At 28.0% G+C, this 21785-nt stretch carries 18 protein-coding genes and 13 pseudogenes; 28 read left to right on the top strand and 3 right to left on the bottom strand.

Annotated features, from left to right (window positions below; genetic code table 11):
• Positions 1–76: 76 nt before the first annotated feature.
• Positions 77–896 (bottom strand): annotated as a pseudogene (locus tag BBIDN127_RS05955) (DUF685 domain-containing protein).
• A 13-nt stretch (positions 897–909) separates the two neighbouring features.
• On the opposite strand from BBIDN127_RS05955, the gene BBIDN127_RS05950 reads away from it, so the two are divergent.
• The 19 genes and pseudogenes from BBIDN127_RS05950 (at position 910) to BBIDN127_RS05860 (ending at position 12047) form a co-directional block, all read left to right on the top strand.
• Positions 910–1137, top strand: a complete 228-nt coding sequence (locus BBIDN127_RS05950; RefSeq protein ID WP_044055010.1) for a hypothetical protein — start codon at positions 910–912, stop codon at positions 1135–1137.
• A 159-nt stretch (positions 1138–1296) separates the two neighbouring features.
• Positions 1297–1647: pseudogene (locus BBIDN127_RS05945) on the top strand (DUF603 domain-containing protein); the annotation flags it as partial.
• Positions 1647–3000, top strand: a pseudogene (locus BBIDN127_RS05940) (PBSX family phage terminase large subunit). The pseudogenes BBIDN127_RS05945 and BBIDN127_RS05940, both read left to right, overlap by 1 nt.
• Positions 3001–3065: 65 nt before the next feature.
• A pseudogene (locus tag BBIDN127_RS05935) lies at positions 3066–4289 on the top strand (anti-CBASS protein Acb1 family protein).
• A gap of 43 nt (positions 4290–4332) precedes the next feature.
• A pseudogene (locus BBIDN127_RS05930) lies at positions 4333–4563 on the top strand (DUF1357 family protein); the annotation flags it as partial.
• A gap of 14 nt (positions 4564–4577) precedes the next feature.
• Positions 4578–5537 (top strand): annotated as a pseudogene (locus BBIDN127_RS05925) (hypothetical protein).
• Between the two features lie 19 nt (positions 5538–5556).
• On the top strand, positions 5557–6012 hold the full coding sequence (locus tag BBIDN127_RS05920) for a DUF3890 domain-containing protein (RefSeq protein WP_014017614.1): 456 nt from the start codon (positions 5557–5559) through the stop codon (positions 6010–6012).
• Positions 6012–6446 (top strand): DUF1506 family protein, encoded by a 435-nt coding sequence (locus BBIDN127_RS05915; RefSeq protein ID WP_014017613.1) that lies wholly within the window; start codon positions 6012–6014, stop codon positions 6444–6446. The genes BBIDN127_RS05920 and BBIDN127_RS05915 overlap by 1 nt, the downstream gene beginning before the upstream one ends.
• A pseudogene (locus tag BBIDN127_RS05910) lies at positions 6394–6885 on the top strand (DUF777 family protein). The gene BBIDN127_RS05915 and the pseudogene BBIDN127_RS05910 overlap by 53 nt, the downstream one beginning before the upstream one ends.
• Positions 6886–6914: 29 nt before the next feature.
• Positions 6915–7246 (top strand): annotated as a pseudogene (locus tag BBIDN127_RS05905) (DUF2634 domain-containing protein).
• Positions 7243–8121, top strand: coding sequence for a DUF276 domain-containing protein (locus BBIDN127_RS05900; protein WP_014017610.1), 879 nt, complete (start codon positions 7243–7245; stop codon positions 8119–8121). The pseudogene BBIDN127_RS05905 and the gene BBIDN127_RS05900 overlap by 4 nt, the downstream one beginning before the upstream one ends.
• Positions 8122–8126: 5 nt before the next feature.
• Positions 8127–8732, top strand: a complete 606-nt coding sequence (locus BBIDN127_RS05895) for a DUF735 family protein (protein WP_014017458.1) — start codon at positions 8127–8129, stop codon at positions 8730–8732.
• Positions 8733–8741: 9 nt separating this feature from the next.
• Positions 8742–9557 (top strand): DUF685 domain-containing protein, encoded by an 816-nt coding sequence (locus BBIDN127_RS05890; RefSeq protein WP_014017609.1) that lies wholly within the window; start codon positions 8742–8744, stop codon positions 9555–9557.
• 76 nt (positions 9558–9633) lie between these two features.
• On the top strand, positions 9634–9837 hold the full coding sequence (gene blyA, locus BBIDN127_RS05885) for a holin BlyA (protein WP_014017608.1): 204 nt from the start codon (positions 9634–9636) through the stop codon (positions 9835–9837).
• A gap of 3 nt (positions 9838–9840) precedes the next feature.
• Positions 9841–10188: a BlyB family putative holin accessory protein gene (locus BBIDN127_RS05880; protein WP_014017607.1), complete on the top strand. Its 348-nt coding sequence runs from the start codon at positions 9841–9843 to the stop codon at positions 10186–10188.
• Positions 10178–10513: a BlyB family putative holin accessory protein gene (locus BBIDN127_RS05875; RefSeq protein WP_014017461.1), complete on the top strand. Its 336-nt coding sequence runs from the start codon at positions 10178–10180 to the stop codon at positions 10511–10513. Before BBIDN127_RS05880 ends, BBIDN127_RS05875 begins: the two co-directional genes overlap by 11 nt.
• Positions 10506–10859 (top strand): BBA14 family lipoprotein, encoded by a 354-nt coding sequence (locus BBIDN127_RS05870; RefSeq protein WP_014017606.1) that lies wholly within the window; start codon positions 10506–10508, stop codon positions 10857–10859. Before BBIDN127_RS05875 ends, BBIDN127_RS05870 begins: the two co-directional genes overlap by 8 nt.
• 103 nt (positions 10860–10962) lie before the next feature.
• Positions 10963–11505 carry a Bdr family repetitive protein gene (bdr, locus tag BBIDN127_RS05865; protein ID WP_014017605.1) on the top strand — a complete coding sequence of 181 codons (543 nt, stop codon included), beginning with the start codon at positions 10963–10965 and terminating at the stop codon, positions 11503–11505.
• Positions 11506–11609: 104 nt separating this feature from the next.
• Positions 11610–12047 (top strand): Mlp family lipoprotein, encoded by a 438-nt coding sequence (locus BBIDN127_RS05860; protein ID WP_014017604.1) that lies wholly within the window; start codon positions 11610–11612, stop codon positions 12045–12047.
• Between the two features lie 34 nt (positions 12048–12081).
• Here the strand turns inward: BBIDN127_RS05860 and BBIDN127_RS05855 are convergent.
• Positions 12082–13070 (bottom strand): annotated as a pseudogene (locus tag BBIDN127_RS05855) (ERF family protein).
• A 392-nt stretch (positions 13071–13462) separates the two neighbouring features.
• Here BBIDN127_RS05855 and BBIDN127_RS05850 point away from each other — a divergent pair.
• The 7 genes and pseudogenes from BBIDN127_RS05850 (at position 13463) to BBIDN127_RS05820 (ending at position 18959) form a co-directional block, all read left to right on the top strand.
• On the top strand, positions 13463–14545 hold the full coding sequence (locus tag BBIDN127_RS05850; RefSeq protein WP_014017602.1) for a plasmid maintenance protein: 1083 nt from the start codon (positions 13463–13465) through the stop codon (positions 14543–14545).
• A 9-nt stretch (positions 14546–14554) separates the two neighbouring features.
• Positions 14555–15097 (top strand): annotated as a pseudogene (locus BBIDN127_RS05845) (DUF226 domain-containing protein).
• A complete protein-coding gene (locus tag BBIDN127_RS05840; protein ID WP_014017599.1) occupies positions 15073–15837 on the top strand; it encodes a ParA family protein in 765 nt (254 codons plus the stop codon). The pseudogene BBIDN127_RS05845 and the gene BBIDN127_RS05840 overlap by 25 nt, the downstream one beginning before the upstream one ends.
• A gap of 28 nt (positions 15838–15865) precedes the next feature.
• Entirely contained in the window at positions 15866–16426 is a 561-nt protein-coding gene (locus tag BBIDN127_RS05835) for a chromosome replication/partitioning protein (RefSeq protein ID WP_014017598.1), read from the top strand.
• Between the two features lie 3 nt (positions 16427–16429).
• Positions 16430–16528: pseudogene (gene bdr / locus BBIDN127_RS07825) on the top strand (Bdr family repetitive protein); the annotation flags it as partial.
• 709 nt (positions 16529–17237) lie between these two features.
• Positions 17238–18506 carry a DUF244 domain-containing protein gene (locus BBIDN127_RS05825; protein ID WP_014017597.1) on the top strand — a complete coding sequence of 423 codons (1269 nt, stop codon included), beginning with the start codon at positions 17238–17240 and terminating at the stop codon, positions 18504–18506.
• Positions 18507–18557: 51 nt separating this feature from the next.
• Positions 18558–18959 (top strand): annotated as a pseudogene (locus BBIDN127_RS05820) (DUF261 domain-containing protein).
• A 29-nt stretch (positions 18960–18988) separates the two neighbouring features.
• Here BBIDN127_RS05820 and BBIDN127_RS05815 read toward each other — a convergent pair.
• Positions 18989–19755: pseudogene (locus BBIDN127_RS05815) on the bottom strand (tyrosine-type recombinase/integrase).
• A gap of 430 nt (positions 19756–20185) precedes the next feature.
• On the opposite strand from BBIDN127_RS05815, the gene BBIDN127_RS05810 reads away from it, so the two are divergent.
• Positions 20186–20704: an Erp family outer-surface lipoprotein gene (locus tag BBIDN127_RS05810; protein WP_014017593.1), complete on the top strand. Its 519-nt coding sequence runs from the start codon at positions 20186–20188 to the stop codon at positions 20702–20704.
• 32 nt (positions 20705–20736) lie between these two features.
• Entirely contained in the window at positions 20737–21678 is a 942-nt protein-coding gene (locus BBIDN127_RS05805) for an Erp C protein (RefSeq protein WP_014017592.1), read from the top strand.
• Positions 21679–21785: the final 107 nt, after the last annotated feature.

Raw genomic sequence — 21785 nt, 5'->3', positions numbered from 1 at the left:
TTTTTAATCCTTCATTTTAATTTTTTATTTTTATATGTATATTATATACCAAAACCTTAATTTTTGCTAAAAAAGTTTACAGTTTTAAAAGAACCGGGATGGGATTCCCTGATGAGTATGCTCTTTTTTTGAATATACCATCCTTTATATATGGGAAATCTACTAGATAGTGCTAGGAGGGCGTCTGATTGCTCATAAACCATATTTCTCTGACTTTCATCAGAATACTTTAGATATAGTGCTTTAATCGATGTATTGCTATAGTGTTCTACGTCAAGATCAATATCAAGGTAAATGGGGTCATTATCGTAATTTTTGTAAAAAATAAGAGTTGCATCATTAGTGTTCTCCAACTTAATAGTTATTGATTTGTTCTTGTAGTCAGACGAATAAAGCGTAGGGCCGAATGCAAAACTTCTTCCATGTGAAAAATCGGATGGTAATCCTAGCAGTTGTTTGAGAACGGTTGTTTTTTGAATAGTGCTTGATGAGGGCATTATTAAAAGATCATCACTTCTAGATAAAGTGGTTGATGATATGCTATCTGTAAGGCGAGATTTTATCTTACTAAAAAGATTTGAAAGTTTACTAGATTCATTCTCAAGTAGCTTGTCAACTATTAAATCGTAAATGCTTTTTACAAAATCTTTATCAGCTGCAAGTTCAGTAGCGATTGTAGACTTAATTATCTCTTTAAAATAGCCCGGTTCTTCGCCTTTAAATGTTTGGTGATTAACGGTTTTTAAGAAGTTTTTAAAGGTGATAGCATTGCTGCTTGCACCTCCATCATCAAGCAGTAAAAGATCAGTATTGTTAACGGTCGTAACCTTATTTAAATCTTTTATTTGAATCGGTTCTTCTTCATCAATTAGCAATTTATCTTGATCATCGGCCATAAAACCTCCTTAGTTGTTAAAAGTTATAATAATAAAGTCAATAAGTAATCAATGGATTGTAGAAAACAATAAATTGCTAGCTTTAAAAGAAAATGAGAGATCTAATTTTTTAAAAAAAATATTATTAAGCAGGATTTTAAAAGCAAGAATATATGATAATCAAAAAATAAATGAGGCTTTCAGTATTAGACTTAGGAACTTTCAAGATTTATATGATATGTATGAACATAATTTTAATTAAGAAATTAAAAAGATTGAAGAATATCTTAAAAGCTATATTATTAACAAATATAAGCTTAAAAATTGCAATAAATAATTTTAGAAGCATAAATCATAAAAAATAAGACTAGTTTATTAGTCTTATTTTTTATTGTTTATGTTTAATAAATATTGTAAAGATAAATCAGAAGTTAAAGCTAGAAAAATTAGGGAAGAATTAGATTTAGAGCGGGCTAATTTAGAATTAGGGTTTATAAATGCATTGAAGCAATATTCTAGTGTTGAGCTTATTAGCATGCATGCTAAAATAGAAAATTTAAGAGCCGAAATTGACGCTTTAAATAAAGCACGTAGTAAAAAAAACAAGCAAGTTGTTAATGGAGAAATTGATTCTTTAAAAAGCGAGCTTGATGAATATGTAAAGGAATATTTAATAAGAGAAATGGAGCTTTACTATGAATGTATGAAAAAACTTGCAACTGCTAATGAAGCTGAAAGCAAAAGCAACTACAAAAATAGTAAAGGGGACAAGTGCACTTATATCAAACAAAACTTTTTACAACACTCCAAAAGGAATACAAAAATAAATATGGAGTTGATATATCACAATTTGTAAAGCTAACAAACTGCTCAATTAATTTTGCCAAGTTTGAAGAAAAACAGTTAACTTTAAAACAAAAAAATGTGATAAAAAGTATTCAAAAGAATAATGAAAAAAAGATTATACTCAGTGGTGGCATAGCTAGTGGCAAAACGTATCTTGCATGTTATCTTTTTCTCAAAAGTTTAATTGAAAATAAAAAGTTATACTCTAGCGATACTAATAATTTCATTATTGGCAATTCACAACGTTCAGTTGAAGTTAATGTTTTGGGGCAATTTGAAAAGCTATGCAAACTTCTTAAAATTCCTTATATTCCAAGACATACAAATAATTCATATATTCTGATTGATTCACTGCGTATTAATCTATACGGTGGAGATAAGGCAAGTGATTTTGAAAGATTTAGGGGTAGTAATTCGGCACTTATTTTTGTGAATGAGGCTACAACTTTACACAAGCAAACGTTAGAGGAAGTCTTAAAAAGACTTAGGTGTGGGCAAGAAACTATTATTTTTGATACTAATCCCGATCATCCGGAACACTATTTTAAAACCGACTATATTGATAATATAGCGACTTTTAAGACATATAATTTTACAACTTATGACAATGTTCTACTTGGTAAAGGATTTATAGAAACTCAAGAGAAACTCTATAAAGATATACCATCATATAAAGCAAGAGTTTTGCTAGGTGAATGGATAGCAAACACCGATTCAATTTTTACACAAATAAATATTACTGAGGATTATGTGTTTACTAGTCCAATAGCATATTTAGACCCAGCATTTAGCGTTGGGGGGGGATAACACTGCGTTATGTGTTATGGAGCGAGTTGATGATAAGTATTATGCTTTTGTATTTCAAGACCAACGACCAACCAATGCCCCATATATTATGAATATGATCAAGACCGTTTTAGAGAATTTTAATGTACATACACTGTATTTAGAGGACAGAGACAATACAAAAGGTGCTGGTGGATTGACCCGTGAATATATGTTGCTAAGAAATAATGTGAGCCAATATTTTAGAATTGTTCCAGTTAAGCCAAAATCTAATAAATTTAGCAGAATAACAATGTTAATTACGCCGTTTACTTACAAGAAACTTTACATTACAAAGTACAGCAGTTCTTCTGTATTTAATGATATTTATTCGTATAAGGGGGATAATAGAACCCATGATGACGCTCTTGATGCAATATCTGCAGCATATTTGATGTTGTCTTTAGGATATAGAGAGAGAAGTGTTCACTTTGGCAACCAAAGATTTTTGTAAATTTTATTGACAAAAATATTAGTTTTTGCTATCATACATCTAATTTAATAAAGAGAAGTAAAACGGTGTGTGATTTAAGAAAAACAAAATTAATAGATAAAATAAGTTCACTAGAACTATATAAATATTCAATATTTTTTAGAAATTATATAGAAAATGTAGCAGAAGATTGTCTCAAGAACGGGCTTGTTCTTGAGAGCACTGACCACAATGTTAGCGAGGTTGAACTTGCTAGGTTAAAGGTACAGCTTAAGAATGCTCTGCTTAATTGTATTATAAGCTACCGTTTTCACGGGATTGGCTATGTTTTAGTAAAAACCAAAGATACCTTAATAGATCTCGAACAACCCGTTAATATAGAATTACCCATTGGTTTTGAATACCTTGATTATGAATATGTAAGAGATTTGGGAGTTGATTTTGATCATATAACCTATAAAGTAAAATCCAACAATAAGGACAATTCTTTAGATGCAGTTAAAATACATAAAAGTCGACTTATCATATATGAAAACTTTGATTATATCTTAAAAAGATATGTTCCGTGTTATACAGAAAGCTTTTTGCTAGATATTTATTTATTTGAAAAGATATACGTTGAAATAGAAAGACGTATTGAAAACCACAATTTCTTGTTTTACAAAGATGAATCTTTAGTACAACTACAAGACGCACTTTCTAGTGCAACAACTTCTTTAAGTGCACTTACTCAGAGCAATAATGATAGGGGAAGTGGCATTTTATCTTCTTTTTTGAGAAAACAAAATACAAACAATCATAGTAAAGATATTTCTAATTTAAGAAACCCTAATGACTCATTAACACAGGAGCTTGCTAGGCTTAAAAGCAATCTAAATAATGCGGGAATGTTTTATACAGCTACTCCCAGTGCTAGTTTGGAAGTTATTAAATATGACCTTAGTTACTTAAAGGAGGCGTTAGCATTAATTAAAGCAAAAATTGGTGCCGATATTAAAGAACCCTTAACTAGAAGTTTTAATGAACAGGCTAAAAGACTATGAAATGATGGTAAAGGTGATAGGAGCAATTATTACGATTTTCTAAAAGGCGTACAAGAACAAGTTGAGAGCTCTCGTAACTTAAAGCTTAAGAAGTATTTCGGGCTTGATATGAAGTTTAATTCGCTGATTATGTTAAGTGAAGAACAAAAAGTGGAAAGAGATATAAAGCTAATTGAGCTTTACAGTAAATAAAACCAGCTTATACAGAGTAGCACAGCTAATAATGAGGAGCTAGCGATTTTAAAAGAGAAATTGTTCTCATTTTGAGAAAAGGAGTTAAAAGATGACAGAGAAAGAATAAAAAGAAGACTTGCAAGCACAAGATAAAGAAGAGCAGCAAATTAAGGCTGATACTAAAGTTATCAGTGCGCAGGAATTTGAAGAGTATCTGCGCTTTAAAGAACAAGCAACCAGTAAATACAAAGAGACAAGTCGAGATTTAAGTATAAATGAGCGAATAACAAAAGAACTTGCAGAAGTTGAAGAGCGGGAGCGTGTTGAAAAGCAATTATTACTAGAGACTAAGCGAATTAATAAAATTTGGGAGGATTTAATATGGAATTATTTGATGAAAATTATTATGCAAAAGCTGTAGCTAATATCACAGGAGAAGTTAAAGATCCTATTATATATAAATGGTTTTCGCCTGATCAAATTGAAGATATTGATCTACAAATGGGATATCAAAAAACCGTAAACTGGGACGCGTTTTTAAATGCCAATCCTACAACAATTGCCAATGAGGTTAATACTATCTCAACTATTGGTTTTAATTCTGAGGTAGTAAGACTTAATTATTTGAATTACAGTATAAATTCAGACATTTAAAACAAGTTTCTGAGAAATTTTATACTTCAGACTCATATATTGGGGACATTAATAATAATTTACTTCCTTTTGCACGAGCGTATAAGCTTGCAAGTAGTGAAATTATCAAGCTTATCAATCCCTTTGTACTAACAGGTACTGTTTCGATTCAAAAAGATGGGAAAAATCAAAAACGGCTACTTCCGAATATGTATGGACTACTTAATATGCCTGAGCAGATAAAAGAAGAAGTTGCTAGTGGTGATAAAGACAAAATGGATAAAATCTTTGAAAAGATTGCGGCTGGACTTTCAAAGTTAGAACTAGAAGACGAATTTTCCACACCTATGATGGTAATAGCTGATCCCGCAACTTCACTTAAACTTGTAAAACCATACGCAGCAGCACAGGGTGTAGCAAGTAGCAGTGAAAAATGGGAGGACGTTTTGATTCAAACTATTAAAGCTATTAATAATAGAGAAAATGTGTATATTGAGACTTCAAACTTGCTAAAACATAAAATACTCATTTATCCACTAAATTCGGAGCTTATCAAATTCAAACCTAGCAAGTATATGCTACCTACACCGAATGAACAAGTGGACAAAGACTCAACTGATATTGCTCATTCATACATTGATTTTGTTTTGGGCGGGTCTACTTGCTACTAGAAAAACTATTTTACAAGTTAACATAAAGCAAAGTTAAAAGTATAAGGTAGGTGAAAATGAGCGAACAAGGAAACTTACAAGCACAAGCTGAGGGAGAAGAAGAACTTTTAGTAACAAAACTCCATTCAGAAGTGTTATTGCTATTAGGAATAGACCAATTTGCACTAAGTAAGCAAAATTTTCTACTTCATTTATCCCTACTTCAAGCTATTCTAGTAACACATGGTATTGATGCTAGTCCACTGACATATGAACAAATATTTTTACTTACTTTCTACCACATGGGTTGTCAATTAAGAAAACAAGGGGTAGTTCGAGAATTTGAATTTGATAGGATCAAAAAAGAAAAATTCAATGAACTTGAACTTGATTATTATCCTAGCAGTAGTGGGAGCGAAGAAGGTGGTGAGGGGGGTTGTGGATCAAATAAGAATTTTTGTTCACAACTCGATGCATTTTTAGAAAAACTAAAAAGAGAAACTTCAACGCCATCTTGTGTGGGGGTTGTCTAATGAATGGTGTTAGAAAAAGACTTTCAGATATGTCTTTCCGTATGATCAACGTATTTAAGGATCCTAAACCTCTAAAGTTTTATAAAGGCACTGTTGTAAAGCTTGAGAATGATTCTTCTTATCAGAGAATATTTGATAAAAATAAGTACACTGAATTTGCAGGAGTTATTATTGACATAAAGCCACAAGAACTTGCAATGCTTTATGATTCTGATATGTCTGATATTCAAGGGTATTCTAAACTTTACACATATCAAGCCCTTAACTTTGAGCTTAAAGACCGAATATCAATTGCAGATTTAGTTTACTTTGAAATATTTAGTATTGACTCTTCAATCGGATATTTTACTTTGGTTTTAAAGGAATTTATATGGACAAGCATTGGCTCAAGAAGACATAAAAAATTGGATTTATTCAAACATTTTTATAATTAAAATTGGCACTGTAAAGGAGTTTAAACAACAAACTTAAGAAGCTATTGTTACAATGCCCGAATTTGAAGATTTAGAAATTCACACAAAAAATATCTCTAATATCAGTTTAGAACTATCAAAAGACGATAGCGTTTTACTACTTCAATCAAGCGTTAATATTTTTGATAAAAATAACGATATCCACTTTGACAAACATCATTTTTATATACTTAGTGCAATTAGCCCAAAGACTTTAAATATAATCTCTGATACTGTTAAAATTAAAGCAAACAATAAAATTGAAATAGCTAATGAAATAATGTCCTTAAAATCAATTCTAGAGAGTATTGTAAGCGCTATTAATGAAATTACTGTAAAAGGACAAGCAGTTATTGACTATGCAAGCTTAAAAATAGCTACATCTAGAATTAGCAATAATATTAATAGTTTGTTTAAGTAATTTTTGCTAAATATGGTATAATTACTAGTATAGATTTAAGATTAGGCAATAATTTTGAATTAGTATTTAATAACGATTTATCACTTGTTGATGGAATTGAAGAACAAAAACAAAAAGTGTTTATATTTTTAAAAACCTTAAGGGGAAGTTTGAGCTATACTCCTAATTGGGGGCTGGACTACTTCTTACTTTTAAAACTGTTAAAAATTAATAATCTTCACGCTGTAAAAAATTATTTTCACGAAATATCTAAAGAACTTAACTTAGATTTAATAAACATTTCAACGATTATTCAAGACAACAAAGCACATATATCCTTTTTTTCTCAGGCGATGTTTTGAATATGGAGTTTAATTTATGAGTATTATTTTTGATTCTGATTTTGGCATTCTAAAGCGTACAATTAAGGATATATTACGGGCCAAAAGAGAATACTTGCGAATAAATTATGGAATTAACATTGATGATAGTAATAGCTCGATTTACAACATTATTGCATCTTCTTTAGCATTAATTGAAGAAGAAATAATTAATGAGCTTAATCTCTTTTTTTCTAAAATGAAACCAGGTGGTACTTATTGGGCTGCTATTGAAGAGCACATTTCTTTTAAAAGCACAACTTACAGTGCTGTTAGAAACGCTTTACTTAATCTTAATGGGGTAGAGCATACTAATATTAAAAGTTCAGCTGGAAAAGCCAATATATACCTAATTCTAAAAGAAGATTTACTAGACGCTAGTAAAGCTAATATTAACAATTCCGAATTTAAAGCAAAACTTTGGGAAACATTATATCTAACAACTCCTAGTGGGACTTCACTTGAAGGAGATATAGAAATTGATGGACTCAATTCAACTGGACAACGCAAATCCTATAAAATATCGCTAGGAAAAAGAAACTATGTTTATCGGAAAGTAAAGTATAAACTTGACCTTAAAAACTATCTCTACTTAAACATAGACTCTCAAATTAGGGACATATATTCTAGGATTATTTCAAATAACTATTCTGATATGGGAATTAGCTTTGAATATCAAGACTTTTTTACTCCAGTTAATGAAGTTAAAGGAATTAAGTTTATGGAAATAAGCACTTGTATTAAAGATACAGACACCGAAAGTATTTCAAAAATTACTGATAGCGACTTTAATAAAAATCAAGATATTGCTATTAATGATGATACAATGCTACTTTTCAATACTACAGATAGATTGCTCATTGACATTGATAGTTAACAAACATGAAAATACCTAATTTTTTCAAAAATACCGAAATTCATAAACTTATACGCACAGAAACAGAATACGCACAAGCATTGCTTAATGAACTCAAATCTCTTAATTCCAACTTCATATCCATTAATGTAATAGAAAATATAAAATCAAGATATATTGCAATATGGATATCTCAAGTTTTATCTATCTTTTATGCAAAAACTCAAACTTTACAAAGTATTACAAGCAATATTAATAGTGTTATTTTTGCTTTACGTCATATTGGTACTGATGAGTCGTTTAGACTGATTTTTAAGGCCTTTTTAAATGTGGACATTGAAGTTACTACTCCTGAATCTGGGGTTATTGATATCTCTTTAAAAGGGGTAATAAAAACAAACTTTACTACATTTATTTCCCCTAGTACTAAGAAAGGAAAACGACTTAAAAAGATTCTAATTAGAGAAAAGAAACCGGGATATGCTGCATCTAAAAAGGCTTTAGTATTTAATTCGCTTCCTAAGGGCTATGATCATTCAATTTATGCTTTTATAAAGAGAATTATTCCTATTGGTAGAGTTCTCAAAATTAATAATAAAGATGGTAACAATATTATAACTTTTAACAACTAAGGAGGTTTTATGGCCGATGATCAAGATAAATTGCTAATTGATGAAGAAGAAACGGTTCAAATAAAAGATTTAAATAAGGTTACGACCGTTAACAATACTGATCTTTTACTGCTTGATGATGGAGGTGCAAGCAGCAATGCTATCACCTTTAAAAACTTCTTAAAAACCGTTAATCACCAAACATTTAAAGGCGAAGAGCTGGGCTATTTTAAGGAGATAATTAAGTCTACAATCGCTACTGAACTTGCAGCTGATAACGATTTTATAAAAAGCATTTACGATTTAATCGTTGACAAGCTAATTGAGAATGAATCTAGTAAACTTTCAAATCTTTTTAGTAAAATTAAATCTAGCCTTACAAATAGCATATCATCAGCCACTTTATCTAGAAGTGATGATCTTTTGATAATGTCATCAAGTACTATTCAAAAAACACCCGTTCCCAAACAACTGCTAGGAGTACCATCTGATTTTTCACATGGAAGAAATTTTGCATTCGGCCCTACGCTTTATTCGTCTGACTATGAGAACAAATCAATAACTATTAAGTTGGAGAACACTAATGACACAACTCTTATTTTTTACAAAAATTACGATAATGATCCCATTTACCTTAATATTGAGCTTGATGTAGAACACTATAGCGATACGTCGATTAAAGCATTATATCTAAAGTATTCTGATGAAAGTCAGAGAAATATGGTTTATGAGCAATCAGACGCCCCCCGAGCACTATCTAGTAGATTTCCCATACATAAAGGATGGTATGTCCAAAAAAGAGCCTACTCTTCAGGAAATCCCATCCCGGTTCTTTTAAAACTGTAAACTTTTTTAGCAAAAATTAAGGTTTTGGTATATAATATACGTATAAATAAAAAAATTAAAATCGAGGATTGAAAAAATGGATACCATTAAATTAACTGAACTTCTTATCAATTTAAACGAAATTAAGCGTATAGCCGTAATGATTTTTGTAACAGTGCTGGTTCTAGGAGTGTTAATTCTTCTTAAGCCTTTATTAAAAGATATATTAACTATTGTAATAGGCAAGATTTTTAAGAATGGCAATGGTAATGGCAAAAATCACATTAAAAAAAGAGATTAAATTATGAAATTATCTAAAGATAATGTTGAGCTTGGACTTTCGTCTTTATCAACCCTTATTGATATATTTTCTAAATTTGAAGACGAATTTGATGAAATTGCACATAAAGGATTCTTTTTGGTTTATGAGCTGTATTCTCATTATAAATTAATCTATACAGCAAATATGGAAAGACTTGAAAGTGCATTAACCCCAGCAATAACTAAAAAACTCGCTCCATTAAATGAAAAAATCAATCAATGCATTGATTTGGTTAATTCTGATGAAAAAAATCTCAAAATATCTAATGATCTGAAATTCAATCAGGAAGGAATACCTATCTATAAGGAAAGAACAAATAATGCAAAATAACACTATTGGTTTGGGGCTTAATTTACTATCCAGCTTAACTAACATAGCTAAAACTGATACAAACATAGATCATAATTACATTAATACTTTTAGTAAAGTAATAGATTTTTTCTACAAAACATATATAAGCACACTAAAATCTATGGAAACAGCTGAGTCAATGAAAATATTTGAAGAAATAAAAGATATTTTAAAATACAATATTGAGATAATAGAGGCTATCTCTGCCGACAAAAATAAAAAAATTATTACTTCACTTAAAGCAACACGTAACAAAATTATGAAAGAATATATCAAAATGCTTAAAAGGAGTGAAAATGCTTAAAAAATTGCATTCTCTACTAATTGTTTTGTTGTTATGTTGTACTACTATTGCTAGCCTACCAGAAGAACCAAAACCTCCACTTATCCAAACACTAAACTCTTTAGCTAAATATAAAACACAGCTTTCAGAGTATGTTATGTCCCTTGTAACATTTTTAACTAAAACAAAAGTTAAGGTTAATGGCCCAAATTATCCAGAATATCCTTATCCAGACTTATCAACACTAAAAGACGAACACTCCATAACTGCGGTAAAACATAATATCAACATATATTTAGAGTACATTAAAAAAACAAAACTAATAGCGGAAAAAGTCTATAATCAATATTCCCAATTAAAAATGTAAATTACAAAAAGGTTTTTCTTGCAAGAAATTCTACTTTACATATAAAAATCTCTAAAGCCAATCAATCTAAAATAGTGTATAATATAGTTTAAGGGAAAATTTTATGGAAACAGTGTCAACAAGCGTTAGCGGTATTAGCCAAGAACAAATATATAAAGAATTTATTAGACTGGGTATGGAACAACTAATAGCACAAGATTTATCTAAAAGATATTATCACAATGAGCTAACATATAGGGATTTAGAAAATTTAGAAAAACAATTTGATATTAAATTTGATAATCTTGTTTCTAAAATAGATAATGTTAAAAGCGAACTTAACACTAAAATTGATAATGTAGAGAAGAATTTACAAAAGGATATATCTAATTTAGACATTAAGATAGATACTGTAGAAAAGAATTTACAAAAAGATATATCTAATTTAGACACTAAAATAGACAATGTAGAAAAGAATTTAACCGCTAAAATAGACAACGTTGAAAAGAATTTACAAAAAGATATATCTAATTTAGACACTAAAATAGACAATGTTGAAAAGAATTTAATGTCTCTTTCAGAAATGCTTAAATGGGTATTGGGAATTATGGGGGCAATGTCTATAACAATGATAGCAGGACTAATATTTGCTTTTATTTCCAAATAGCTACACCTCACTTAAAATATATCAATTCAAATAATAATTGTTTATCCAATATTTAGTATTAATAATTGATTTATTAAACATTATTAATAAAAAAAGGAGTAACAATGAAAATCATCAACATATTATTTTGTTTATTTTTAATTATGCTAAACAGCTGTAATTCTAATGATAATGACACTTTAAAAAATAATGCCCAACAAACAAAAATCAGAAAAAACCGTGATTTAGAAAAAGAAGAAGTACAACAAGAAAAACCTAAATCCAAGGAAGAATTACTTAAAGAAAAACTATCTGAAAACCAAAAAACACAACTTAAATGGTTAAAAGAAGCCCTGGGTAATGATGGAAAATTTGATAAATTCTTGGGATATGATGAATCTAAAATAAAAGAAGCACTTAATCACATAAAAAATGAGCTTGATAAATGTACTGGAGATAATGCAGAAAATCAAAAAACCACTTTCAAAGAGATAGTTAAAGGCGCCCTTAACGGAGGTATAGATAATTTTACAACTAGTACAAGTGCTTCATGCAATCAGTAACACAGCAGCCCCCTATTTGGGGGCTTTAATATTGCTATACTGCAAATATATAATCAAATTGCTTTTCTTCTTTTAAGACACTAAAGAATATTAGTGGGCCAGGGCCATAAGTAGTCCTCTTAAACGCCATAAGCTTTTCAAAATCCTTTAAATCCTGCAACTTATTATTTTTCTTGAAATAGTTTTTTATAATCTCCGCCCAATAGTTTATACTCTTAAAATCACTATTTTTCTCAAAATACGAGATTAAATCAGATTCAATTTTCTTGATATCATCAATATTATTAGGGTCTATATTCTGAATAAAGCTTATTTTTTGAATAATTGAGTTTATATCATCTTTTGTTGTATAGGGCTATTTACCCAATCTTTTATATTAGACAACGTTTCTTTAAAAATACTATAATAATAAAGCTTAGTTTTTTTCTGATTTTGATTAATGTCGTTTCTTTGCTCTAGATTAATGTCTCTTTTCTGGTTTTGAATAGTGTTATTTTTTTGAATTTGATTAATTTCTTGTTTTTGTTCTTGCTTTTGATTAACACTAACTTGCTTGTTAGGCATAGAATTTCTGTTTTCATAATTATTGTAAATAGGCGCTACATCAGTATCAACTTCACTTTTTATGTGAAGATACTCCACTAAAGCATGCCTTTTGAAATAAGCAATAGCTGAACCAACTAGTTGTGGCGTTGTATTTACATTTTTAGACCCATTTTCATTGTTCCATTATAAATTTTTTGTAAGCATTGGCATATCAAATGATTCTTCATACCCAGTACTTGTGCTGTAGAATGTAGTCATAACAACATAAACTCTACCATATGGATCGTGTGTAAAAGTTGCATTTTGAAAAAAATTAAGCTCTAAATTATGCTTTTTAATAACGGTTTCAATTTCTTCTACTATGTCATTGAAATTCTGATACTTATAACCATGTCCCTTAAGACTTTTGTCAATCCCTGCCAAATTCATCCTTAGAGTTTTCATATCTTTTCTGAAGCTTATTTTTGTTTGAAACATTGTTCACAATGTACTACTTTATAAGATATAAATATATATATATAGCAAAAACTATTTTTGCCAACTTCTTTACAAAAATTTTTGTAAAAAATGAGGGCTTAGCTAGATTCTCTTTATCAAAGAACTAAGCTAAACCCTTACATTACATTTTTTGCAAATTATCTTATAAAGGTAGTCGCAAATGTCAATATTTAAACAACTACGCTGTTTGTAGTGTAGACCAATTTTAAATTAAAATCAATTGATCTTTTACTAAATTACAAAAAGCACATTAAATTAATGAAATTAATAATTTAATTTAATATTTTTTTTAGAAAAGTATTTACTTTTAAATCAAAATTATGCATTATAATAATTAATTATTATTTATCTTATAAAGGGGGGTGACGGTTATGTCAATATCAACAAATAAAAAAATTCCAAATTGCCACAACAAACATCAACATAAATTGATAGTTCTTATTTCAACACTAGAATACATAAACACCAAATATAAGAAATATACACAAAAAAACATACTCTATTACTTTAATGAAAATCTTAAAAGAAATGGTTTAGCTCCCACTACTTTAAGAACAATGCAAAATTATCTTTACAAATTAGCAAAAGTACTAAAAGTTACAACCAACTACTACCAACACATGGGTGTAAATTGTGGAACTGAAATTTACTATAAACTAAAGTATTCTAAAAAAGAATGTTACCAGAAAATAAACAAGTACTTTAAAGAACGAAAAAACTCTAGATTTAAATCTAGAGTTAATAACCATTTTAAAGACAATGTTTCTATAAATGGCAGTGTAAATTCAGTGGAGTGTTTAAGTAATAAAAATGATATAAAAGAAGAAAGAAAGAATAACCAAAAAGAACAATATCAACTAAGAAATTATTTCAATAAATGTGACTTTAAAACTGAAAAAGCTCTTTCTATATTGGATTTAAATACTGATAAAGATACTAAGATTAAGGCAATAATAATCCTAAAACAAAATGAAATTGCCCTAATAAAAAAATTCAATATAAAAAAATCTTCTATGAAAAAAAAGCAAAACAAATTAAAAAATATTCTAAATAACACCAAGAAAAAATTCGAAAAAAATGGATATAATTCGGAACAATTAAAAATATATTTCCAAAAAGTATACGAAAATTACAAATTTAAGCCACATTTTATTATTGAAAATCATAAATATGACGATTTAAGTTACATAAAACGCAAATTAGAAAAGTCGATTGAAAGAAAAAAAGAAAATTCTCAACAAAATTATCAAAATTTAAAGACAAACATTTTCAATATTCTCATTGAACAACTAAAAAAAGATACAAATATTGAATTTTTAAAACCAATTATAAAAGAATATTTGAATAACCAAGAGAAAATAGAATACAATAAAGTATTTGGTACATATTATCTTGAATTATTAGAACTAATAAAAAATGAGAAAAATTCTTTAATGTTAAAAGAAGTTATATAAGGATTAAACATGGAAAGTACACCAGAACCTATTGAAACTGTAAAAAAGGCAAATGTAAAGTTGAGTGTCAAAATAAAGAACGCTTTATCTTAATTGAAAAAGAAAATGGCAAAGCAATGTACCATAAAAAATAATGATGGATATTTATAAATTTAGAGTTTATGAGAAAAAACATGAATTTAGACTATCATTAAGGACCCTATTTAATAGGGAAAGAATTGTTGAAGAAACTCACTTATACCCAATTAAAGAAGGAGATAAGTTCATTGGCATTTTTTATGGCTATAGAAAACCAATCAAATAAATGGAACTAGAAAAGCATATGCATTAGCAAGGGCATATTATATGGAATTTAGATTTAAAGCCGGAAGTGTTTTTTGCTACTTCAAGAGATTATATCGTTTATTGGATAAAAAAAGAACCAATAATCACTACAGCAAAGTTTTATTTAGTATGTTTACGGATTTGGAACAACAAGTATATAAATTTTATGGGAAAAAATACCCGGAACAAGGACCGTTAATCAAATGGATAATAAAAAACCTAAAATAATAACAATAGCATCAATTAAGGGCGGTGTTGGCAAAAGTGTATTAACAACTATTTTTAGCTTTATTTTGAAGGACCTTAATAATAAGGTTTTATTGATTGACTTAGACCCTCAGAATAGTTTGACTAGTTATTTTGCTAAATACTTAAAAAGTATTGAAGGCATTAATGTATATTATATGCTTAAGGATTATAAAAAGGATGATTTAGATAAATATTTAAATAAGATTAATGAAAAAATGTACATTATTCCTTCTCATCCAATTTTATGTAAATTTGAGCAAGAAGATGAGAGGTATAAAGAACAACTATTGGAACATTGTTTGAAGAAAATTTTCTACAGCAATAATTTTGATTATGTAATAATTGATACTCCCCCTAGTTTAAATCCTTTATTATTTAATGCTTTGAATATTACAGATGAAGCTATAATTCCTATTCAGCTTGAAAGATGGTCAGTTGAAGCTTTTCTTATGCTAATGGATGCAATAGAAGAAGTTAATATATTTAAAAATAAAGAAATAAAAATATCAATAGTTGAAAATCAATTCATTAAAAATAGAAATACCTTAAAAGATATAGAAGAATTGTTATATAAAAATTATGGTCTTTTTGTTAAGGGGAAAATTTACAATTTTAATAATATTAAGATTTTGATTAACGAATTAAAAGAGCCAAATATTCAGGAAATATACTATAAGGAGGCTAAAGAAACTTTAAAAAAAATAATAAAAGTATGCTGACGTACTTTTAAAATAAGGAGTAAAAATAATGTTTGAAAATCGAAAAAAAGAACTTATTCTAAATAATAGAAAAGTTAGTGTTAATCAATTTGAAAGTAATAATGATAAAGATAATCAAATAGAATATGAAAGCTATAAAAATCAGTTGCGAAGAATTACTTCAAGTGATATTAATAATAAAATTGAATTGATGGAAATTTTATATAAAATAAGGATAAAAAAACTTTATGAACTTGATGGTTATAAGAAATTTGAAGATTTTCTTAAGGAATTTGTTATAGCAAGAAGTCAAGCATTTTTATATTTGCGGCTTTATAAAAAAGTTTTATCAGGAGATTTAAAAATAGAAGAAATTAAACAATTTGGTTTTAATCAGGCGTATAAAAAAATTAAAAAATCTGATATAGACAAAAATATTTCAAAACAAAATCCAATAAAACCGCTAAGATTTCAACTTAAAAAACAGGAAAGTTATAATTTTTATAAAAAAAATGCCAAATTTACAAGCTTTATGATGGATGAGATTTTTGAAAATCAAAAAGATTTGATTAATAAACTTTTAAAAAAATATAAAGAATTAAAAGGATAGTATATGAACAATATGGCATACAAAACATATAACATAAAAAGTATAAAAAATGAATTTTTAAATATGGGGTTTAGTAAGGAAGCAATAGATTTTGTTTTCCTTATTTACAAGGTATTAAATAATAAGATCATGTACAATTTGCGTTTTAAACAATATAGTATAATCTTTATAGATATTATTCAAAAGCAACAGTTTATTTTTAATCTATTCTAAATTAGAACTTATTTAAATTTTTAAACAAGAGAAATTAAATAAGTTCTTTTATTTTAACAAATACAAATTGATTTTAATTCTAAATTAGAATATATTCAATTGTTGAAAAGCTTATTAAAATAATTTTAATAAGCAAATTTGGTTAAGCCCTAGATTTTATTAAGTTCTTTAGCAAGAGAATTTAATAAAGTCTCCAATATCTATAATAATAGGAGGGAATTTACTCCATTTATGTTATTGTAAATCCGATTTAGCTTAGGCTTAACTAAGTTCTTTTGTTTAAGGATATAGTTAAGCTTTTTTGTAAATTTTTTCAGAAAAATCCCTACAAAAACCCGGTTTTGTTATATATATGTATGTGAATAGCTAAAAAAGTGTATTGCTATCAAAACAATCCAATTAAGTTAGGTTTAGCTAAGTTCTTAGACAAGAGAATTTAAATAAGCCCAACTATTTTTTTATAAAAATTTTTGTAAAAAAGTTGTCAAAAATAGTTTTTGCTTTACAATTATTTATTGTAAACAGAAGGAAAAAGATGAAAAATCTTTCAAACAATAATAATCAATAAATACAAAATAATATTCAAGGAGAGCTCAAAATGATAAGTGTTAATCAACAAAGTTTTACTGGATGTGAAATATTTGAGGAAAAATCTTCTCCCATTAAAGAAAAAAGTAAATTAAGCAAGATAGGTAAGAAATTACCCGGAATAAGTAGTCAAGAGTGTTTTAGATTTAATCGAAATATTGATTTTAGTGTACAAAGAAACAAGCTAGATAAATACGGAGCTAGTGAAGTAGGTAGTATTCTAATTGGTGGCGCAGGACTAAAAGATTTAATGGTGAATAGAGTGCTTAAATATTTTGGAATAAGCATGCCTTTTGAAGAGAATTTGTATATGCTCAAGGGTAAGGAATTAGAGAATTTAGGATTTAAAGAATTTGTTAAAGCATACGATGAAAATATTGATGTTTTATATAAAAACAAATATGTCGATGGAGTTGATAAGTATAACTATTTTAAAAAAATGGGAAATGCAGAAACTTTAGTAGGCTCAACAATTGATGGCTGGTTTATCAATAATGCTGGTGATTTAGAGCTTTTAGAAATTAAAAATAGCGACTCTCATTATATGAGTAGTGCTATTGATGAGTATTATAAAAATAGAAATTTTTTAAGCAGCAAGTATTTTTTCAAATACTATGTGCAGGCGCAAATGCAGCTAGCATGTACTGGGCTTGAGTATTGTAATTTATTCTTTTTAATAGATGCAGCACCAGTTAACTGTAAGATTAAGAGAAATGAGGACTTAATATCAAAAGTGTTTGAATTTGTTAATAAATGTGAATTAGAAATTATAAATTTAAAAAAAGATATTTATAGTAAATATAGAGAGGAATACTTAATGGCACACAATTTTAACAAGGAAACGTTTATAAAGCTTGTTGAAGATTTAGTAGAAAGGAGTGAATTTTATAGTTCTGGAGTTGAGTTTGATTGGGCAAGAGAATTTGTAGAATATGTTGATTGTTTAGACCTTGAAATTAGGGATAATCAATCTGCTGAAAATCTTGCGTGTGATCTAATGGAGATTGATAGTATACAAAAAGAATTAAATAGAATTCAAAACGAAAATAAAAAAAGAGAAAAGCCTTATAAAGACAGGCTGAAAATGCTAATTTACAATATTACGAATACATGTCCACTAATTGAGCAGCTAAATTATAGATTTGGAGAGTTTGTGTTTACTCTTGATCCTAAGAAAAGGGCAATATCAGATAGATTAAGGGGATTATTGCCAACAAGTGGAGCATTATTTTTCCCAAGCAATATAGCATTTGCAAATAATGTCAGTGTCCCCATGTGAATGGGTGCACTAAAAAATTAAAGAAATAATTTAATATAGGAGAGGTAAACAATGCTTATTAATAAAATAAAACAAGACAATAGAACTTTAAGACCAGAGATACAAAAATGAGGTTGTTACTTTTTGTGTCTGCATTATTATAAAGTCTATTTAAGAACCGTGAATTTAATGCATATGATATAAATACAGCGTATTATAGATTTATAGGACTTGGCTACATTAAGAGTAATTGTTTTATTATAAATCCATGTATGATAATTAATTACTATGGAATTAGAAGCAGTGCAAGATATGAGTCTTTAAATTATTTGGGTGCAGCTGATGAATTTGAAATAAGTGAAGTTAAAATCGATAAGGTTAATGGGCATCACTTTATAGCAACAAAAAAATAAAGAAATATTATATGATTCATTTGACTTAAAGCCCCGTGGAAAAATGTTTAAAGTAACTTAAAAGGGTTTATTTAAACTAAAATAGTTTTGCTAAAGTTTAAGGTACTTTTTAGTGCATTCATAAGCTTGAATTTTATTAGCAGAAGATAGGCCATAGATATTATCAATTTCATTAGTTGAAGAATATTTCATAAGTTCTTTAATTTGGAAAGAGTTATAGCCATTAGATTTTAAATATGAAATAAACAAATTTCTAAATAAATGGAGCGATTTATTGGCGCGAAATCCGGATTTTTTAAGAAGATTTTTAAATTTTCTAGAAATATTGATAATATTAATTTGATTATCTTTAAATTTATGTTTGCTCTTTTGAAAAAGATAGATACGTCTTGTATCAAGAGTTTTTCTTCGAAATGATTTTTGTGAGCTGTTTGGATAGCCTGAAACTCTTTGGAGCTAATGACAATTTCTCTAATACAAGCGACATTTCTTTTTTTAGCGATATTTACTTTTATATTGTAAAAAGTTTCTCCAGTTTTGTTTAATAGGGGAGTAATATCTTGCATTTTTACTTTTTGAATTTCAGCGCCCCTGCACCCACTTATTGCCAGTATATGTAGGAACCAACCAGAAATTGGGTCAATTTGTTTTAAGGTTTTGGCACAGTTTAGAATTAATTTGATAATTTTTGGAGTCAAGAAAAACTTAGGAGTTGGTTTTGAATTTTCTTTTTTTACGTTTAGAAGAAATTTTTAGAGAATTTTGTTTTCATTTACTACTTTATTATAAACTTTAAATAGTTTAAGTATAGAATCAATATTGTAATTATTTAAATTAAAATAATTATTAATGTCTATAAGACAAGCTCCTTCTAGGTGTTACTTTTAAATTAAGTAAAAGTAATAAAAATAGATAAAAATAGTAATTTATACTTTACTAAAAACAAAAAATTTTAGTCAAATTATGTGTGTTCTCATTGCATACAAAATCTGGGCTGTAGGATAGCTGTAATAAGGATAAGTGCCAATTTCTAGGGGTGGCACACAAGAAAGACATGATACTTTATCTAATATATAGCAAAGACTTTGAAATTTAATTTGTATGTGTTTTATAATCTATTTTAATGAGTAGGTCATTTGCAATGGAAAGATTTTGGGGAGTTGGTTAAAATTACATTTGCGTTTTGTTAATATGTAACGGTTGAATGTAACAAAATTATATATTTAAATCTTTGAAATATTGCATTTATTAGGTGTTGTGCTAATATTAGGACTTATGGAGCAACTTATGAATAAGAAAAGGAAAATGTTTGCTATTTGTTTTGTTTTTGCGATAATGAGTTCTTGTAAAAATCATGCTTTATCTATATATGATGAGCAAAGTAGCGATGAGTCAAAAGCTAAAAAGATAGAATTTTCTGAATTTACTGTAAATATTAAAAATAAAGATAATAGTGGTAACTGGGCAGATTTGGGAGATTTAGTTGTAAGAAAAGAAGAAGATGGTATTGAAACAGGTTTAAATGTTGGCATAGGACACACAGCGACATTTTTTACATTAGAAGAGTCAGAAGTTAATAATTTTGTAAAAGCAATGACTGAAGGGGGAGCATTTAAAGCTAGTTTATATTATGGATATAAGAATGAACAAAATGTTACAAGTGGTATCCAAAATAAAGAGATAATAACAAAGATAGAAAAAATTAATAATTCTGAATATATTACATTTTTGGGAGATAAAATTAAGGATTCAGGAGATAAAGTTGCTGAGTATGCAATACTACTAGAAGATCTTAAAAAAATTTAAAATAGAAGTTAGAAGTATAGGGGAGAATAATTATGAATAAAAAAACATTTATTATTTGTGCTGTTTTTGCGCTGATAATTTCTTGCAAGAATTATTCAGGCGCTGAAGATTTAAAACAAATAAAACAAAATGCAGAAGGAAAAATTAAGGGATTTTTAGATACAAAAGATAAAATTACTTCAAATGGTCCAAAAATAGATGAAGTATCAAAAAAATTACAAGAAGAAGAATTAATGCAGGGCGATGATCCTAATAATGGTGTAATAAATCTGCCACCAGTATTATCGGCAAGTGGGCAAGATAATGCACAGGTATCAAAGGAAGAACAACAAAGTGGTGGCCAACAAGAAGAAAAAGTAGAAAAATCTAAAGTTAAAGTTGAAGAAGAAAAAGTAGAAGATAAAGAAGAAGAACAAGAGAATATGAAAGGAAATACTAAAGAAAAAGAAGTAACAGAAGGACAAAACAAACAAGAATTGGCTAAAGCCAAAGAAAAAGAACAACAAGAAGAAGAAGAAAAAAAACAAGTGGAAGATAAAATAAAGGATCTTAAAGATAAAATAGATAAAATAAATAAAGATATTGATAATATAAAGGGTGAAATAAGTGTAGGGGCAGAAGAAGTTAGAGATAAAATTACAGGGCCTATATATGATAATTTTACTAATGACGAGGACTCTTTATATTATGCTTGGAATTTTGATCAAGAGGAATCAGGTTCAGAATCAGAATTAGGAAAATTATTAAAGGATTTGATGGATGATAGAGAAAAGTTGAGAAATAAATTAAATGTAGGCAATGAATCAAATACTGGTCTCAAGAAGGATCCTAACTTAAAAAAAGATGTAAATGTTAGCGAAATTAAAGAAGATTTAGAAAAAGTAAAATCAGGATTAGAAAAAGTTAAAGGGTATCTTGAAGACAGCTCTAAATTTGAAGAAATTAAAGAATACATCGAAGATGGTAATTCATAATAATGAATAGTTTTAGATGTAAATAAATTTTGTATACACAAAATAACAGCTAGTAAGATAAATAACCAGCTGTTATTTTTTTTGTAGATTTCATTGTTATGAGTATA

Origin of the sequence: Borreliella bissettiae DN127 (assembly GCF_000222305.1) — a bacterium.
GTDB classification, from domain to species: domain Bacteria; phylum Spirochaetota; class Spirochaetia; order Borreliales; family Borreliaceae; genus Borreliella; species Borreliella carolinensis.
Note: the sequence above shows the minus strand (reverse complement) of the source record. Positions and strands in the feature narration are given on the sequence as shown.

What these genes read in the sequence shown, in the direction of transcription:
- BBIDN127_RS05920 (WP_014017614.1), top strand. Translation starts at nt 5,557, where the DNA reads ATGAGCGAACAAGGAAACTTACAAGCACAAGCTGAGGGAGAAGAAGAA.
- BBIDN127_RS05915 (WP_014017613.1), top strand. Translation starts at nt 6,012, where the DNA reads ATGAATGGTGTTAGAAAAAGACTTTCAGATATGTCTTTCCGTATGATC.
- BBIDN127_RS05900 (WP_014017610.1), top strand. Translation starts at nt 7,243, where the DNA reads ATGAGTATTATTTTTGATTCTGATTTTGGCATTCTAAAGCGTACAATT.
- BBIDN127_RS05895 (WP_014017458.1), top strand. Translation starts at nt 8,127, where the DNA reads ATGAAAATACCTAATTTTTTCAAAAATACCGAAATTCATAAACTTATA.
- BBIDN127_RS05890 (WP_014017609.1), top strand. Translation starts at nt 8,742, where the DNA reads ATGGCCGATGATCAAGATAAATTGCTAATTGATGAAGAAGAAACGGTT.
- blyA (WP_014017608.1), top strand. Translation starts at nt 9,634, where the DNA reads ATGGATACCATTAAATTAACTGAACTTCTTATCAATTTAAACGAAATT.
- BBIDN127_RS05880 (WP_014017607.1), top strand. Translation starts at nt 9,841, where the DNA reads ATGAAATTATCTAAAGATAATGTTGAGCTTGGACTTTCGTCTTTATCA.
- BBIDN127_RS05875 (WP_014017461.1), top strand. Translation starts at nt 10,178, where the DNA reads ATGCAAAATAACACTATTGGTTTGGGGCTTAATTTACTATCCAGCTTA.
- BBIDN127_RS05870 (WP_014017606.1), top strand. Translation starts at nt 10,506, where the DNA reads ATGCTTAAAAAATTGCATTCTCTACTAATTGTTTTGTTGTTATGTTGT.
- bdr (WP_014017605.1), top strand. Translation starts at nt 10,963, where the DNA reads ATGGAAACAGTGTCAACAAGCGTTAGCGGTATTAGCCAAGAACAAATA.
- BBIDN127_RS05860 (WP_014017604.1), top strand. Translation starts at nt 11,610, where the DNA reads ATGAAAATCATCAACATATTATTTTGTTTATTTTTAATTATGCTAAAC.
- BBIDN127_RS05850 (WP_014017602.1), top strand. Translation starts at nt 13,463, where the DNA reads ATGTCAATATCAACAAATAAAAAAATTCCAAATTGCCACAACAAACAT.
- BBIDN127_RS05840 (WP_014017599.1), top strand. Translation starts at nt 15,073, where the DNA reads ATGGATAATAAAAAACCTAAAATAATAACAATAGCATCAATTAAGGGC.
- BBIDN127_RS05835 (WP_014017598.1), top strand. Translation starts at nt 15,866, where the DNA reads ATGTTTGAAAATCGAAAAAAAGAACTTATTCTAAATAATAGAAAAGTT.
- BBIDN127_RS05825 (WP_014017597.1), top strand. Translation starts at nt 17,238, where the DNA reads ATGATAAGTGTTAATCAACAAAGTTTTACTGGATGTGAAATATTTGAG.
- BBIDN127_RS05810 (WP_014017593.1), top strand. Translation starts at nt 20,186, where the DNA reads ATGAATAAGAAAAGGAAAATGTTTGCTATTTGTTTTGTTTTTGCGATA.
- BBIDN127_RS05805 (WP_014017592.1), top strand. Translation starts at nt 20,737, where the DNA reads ATGAATAAAAAAACATTTATTATTTGTGCTGTTTTTGCGCTGATAATT.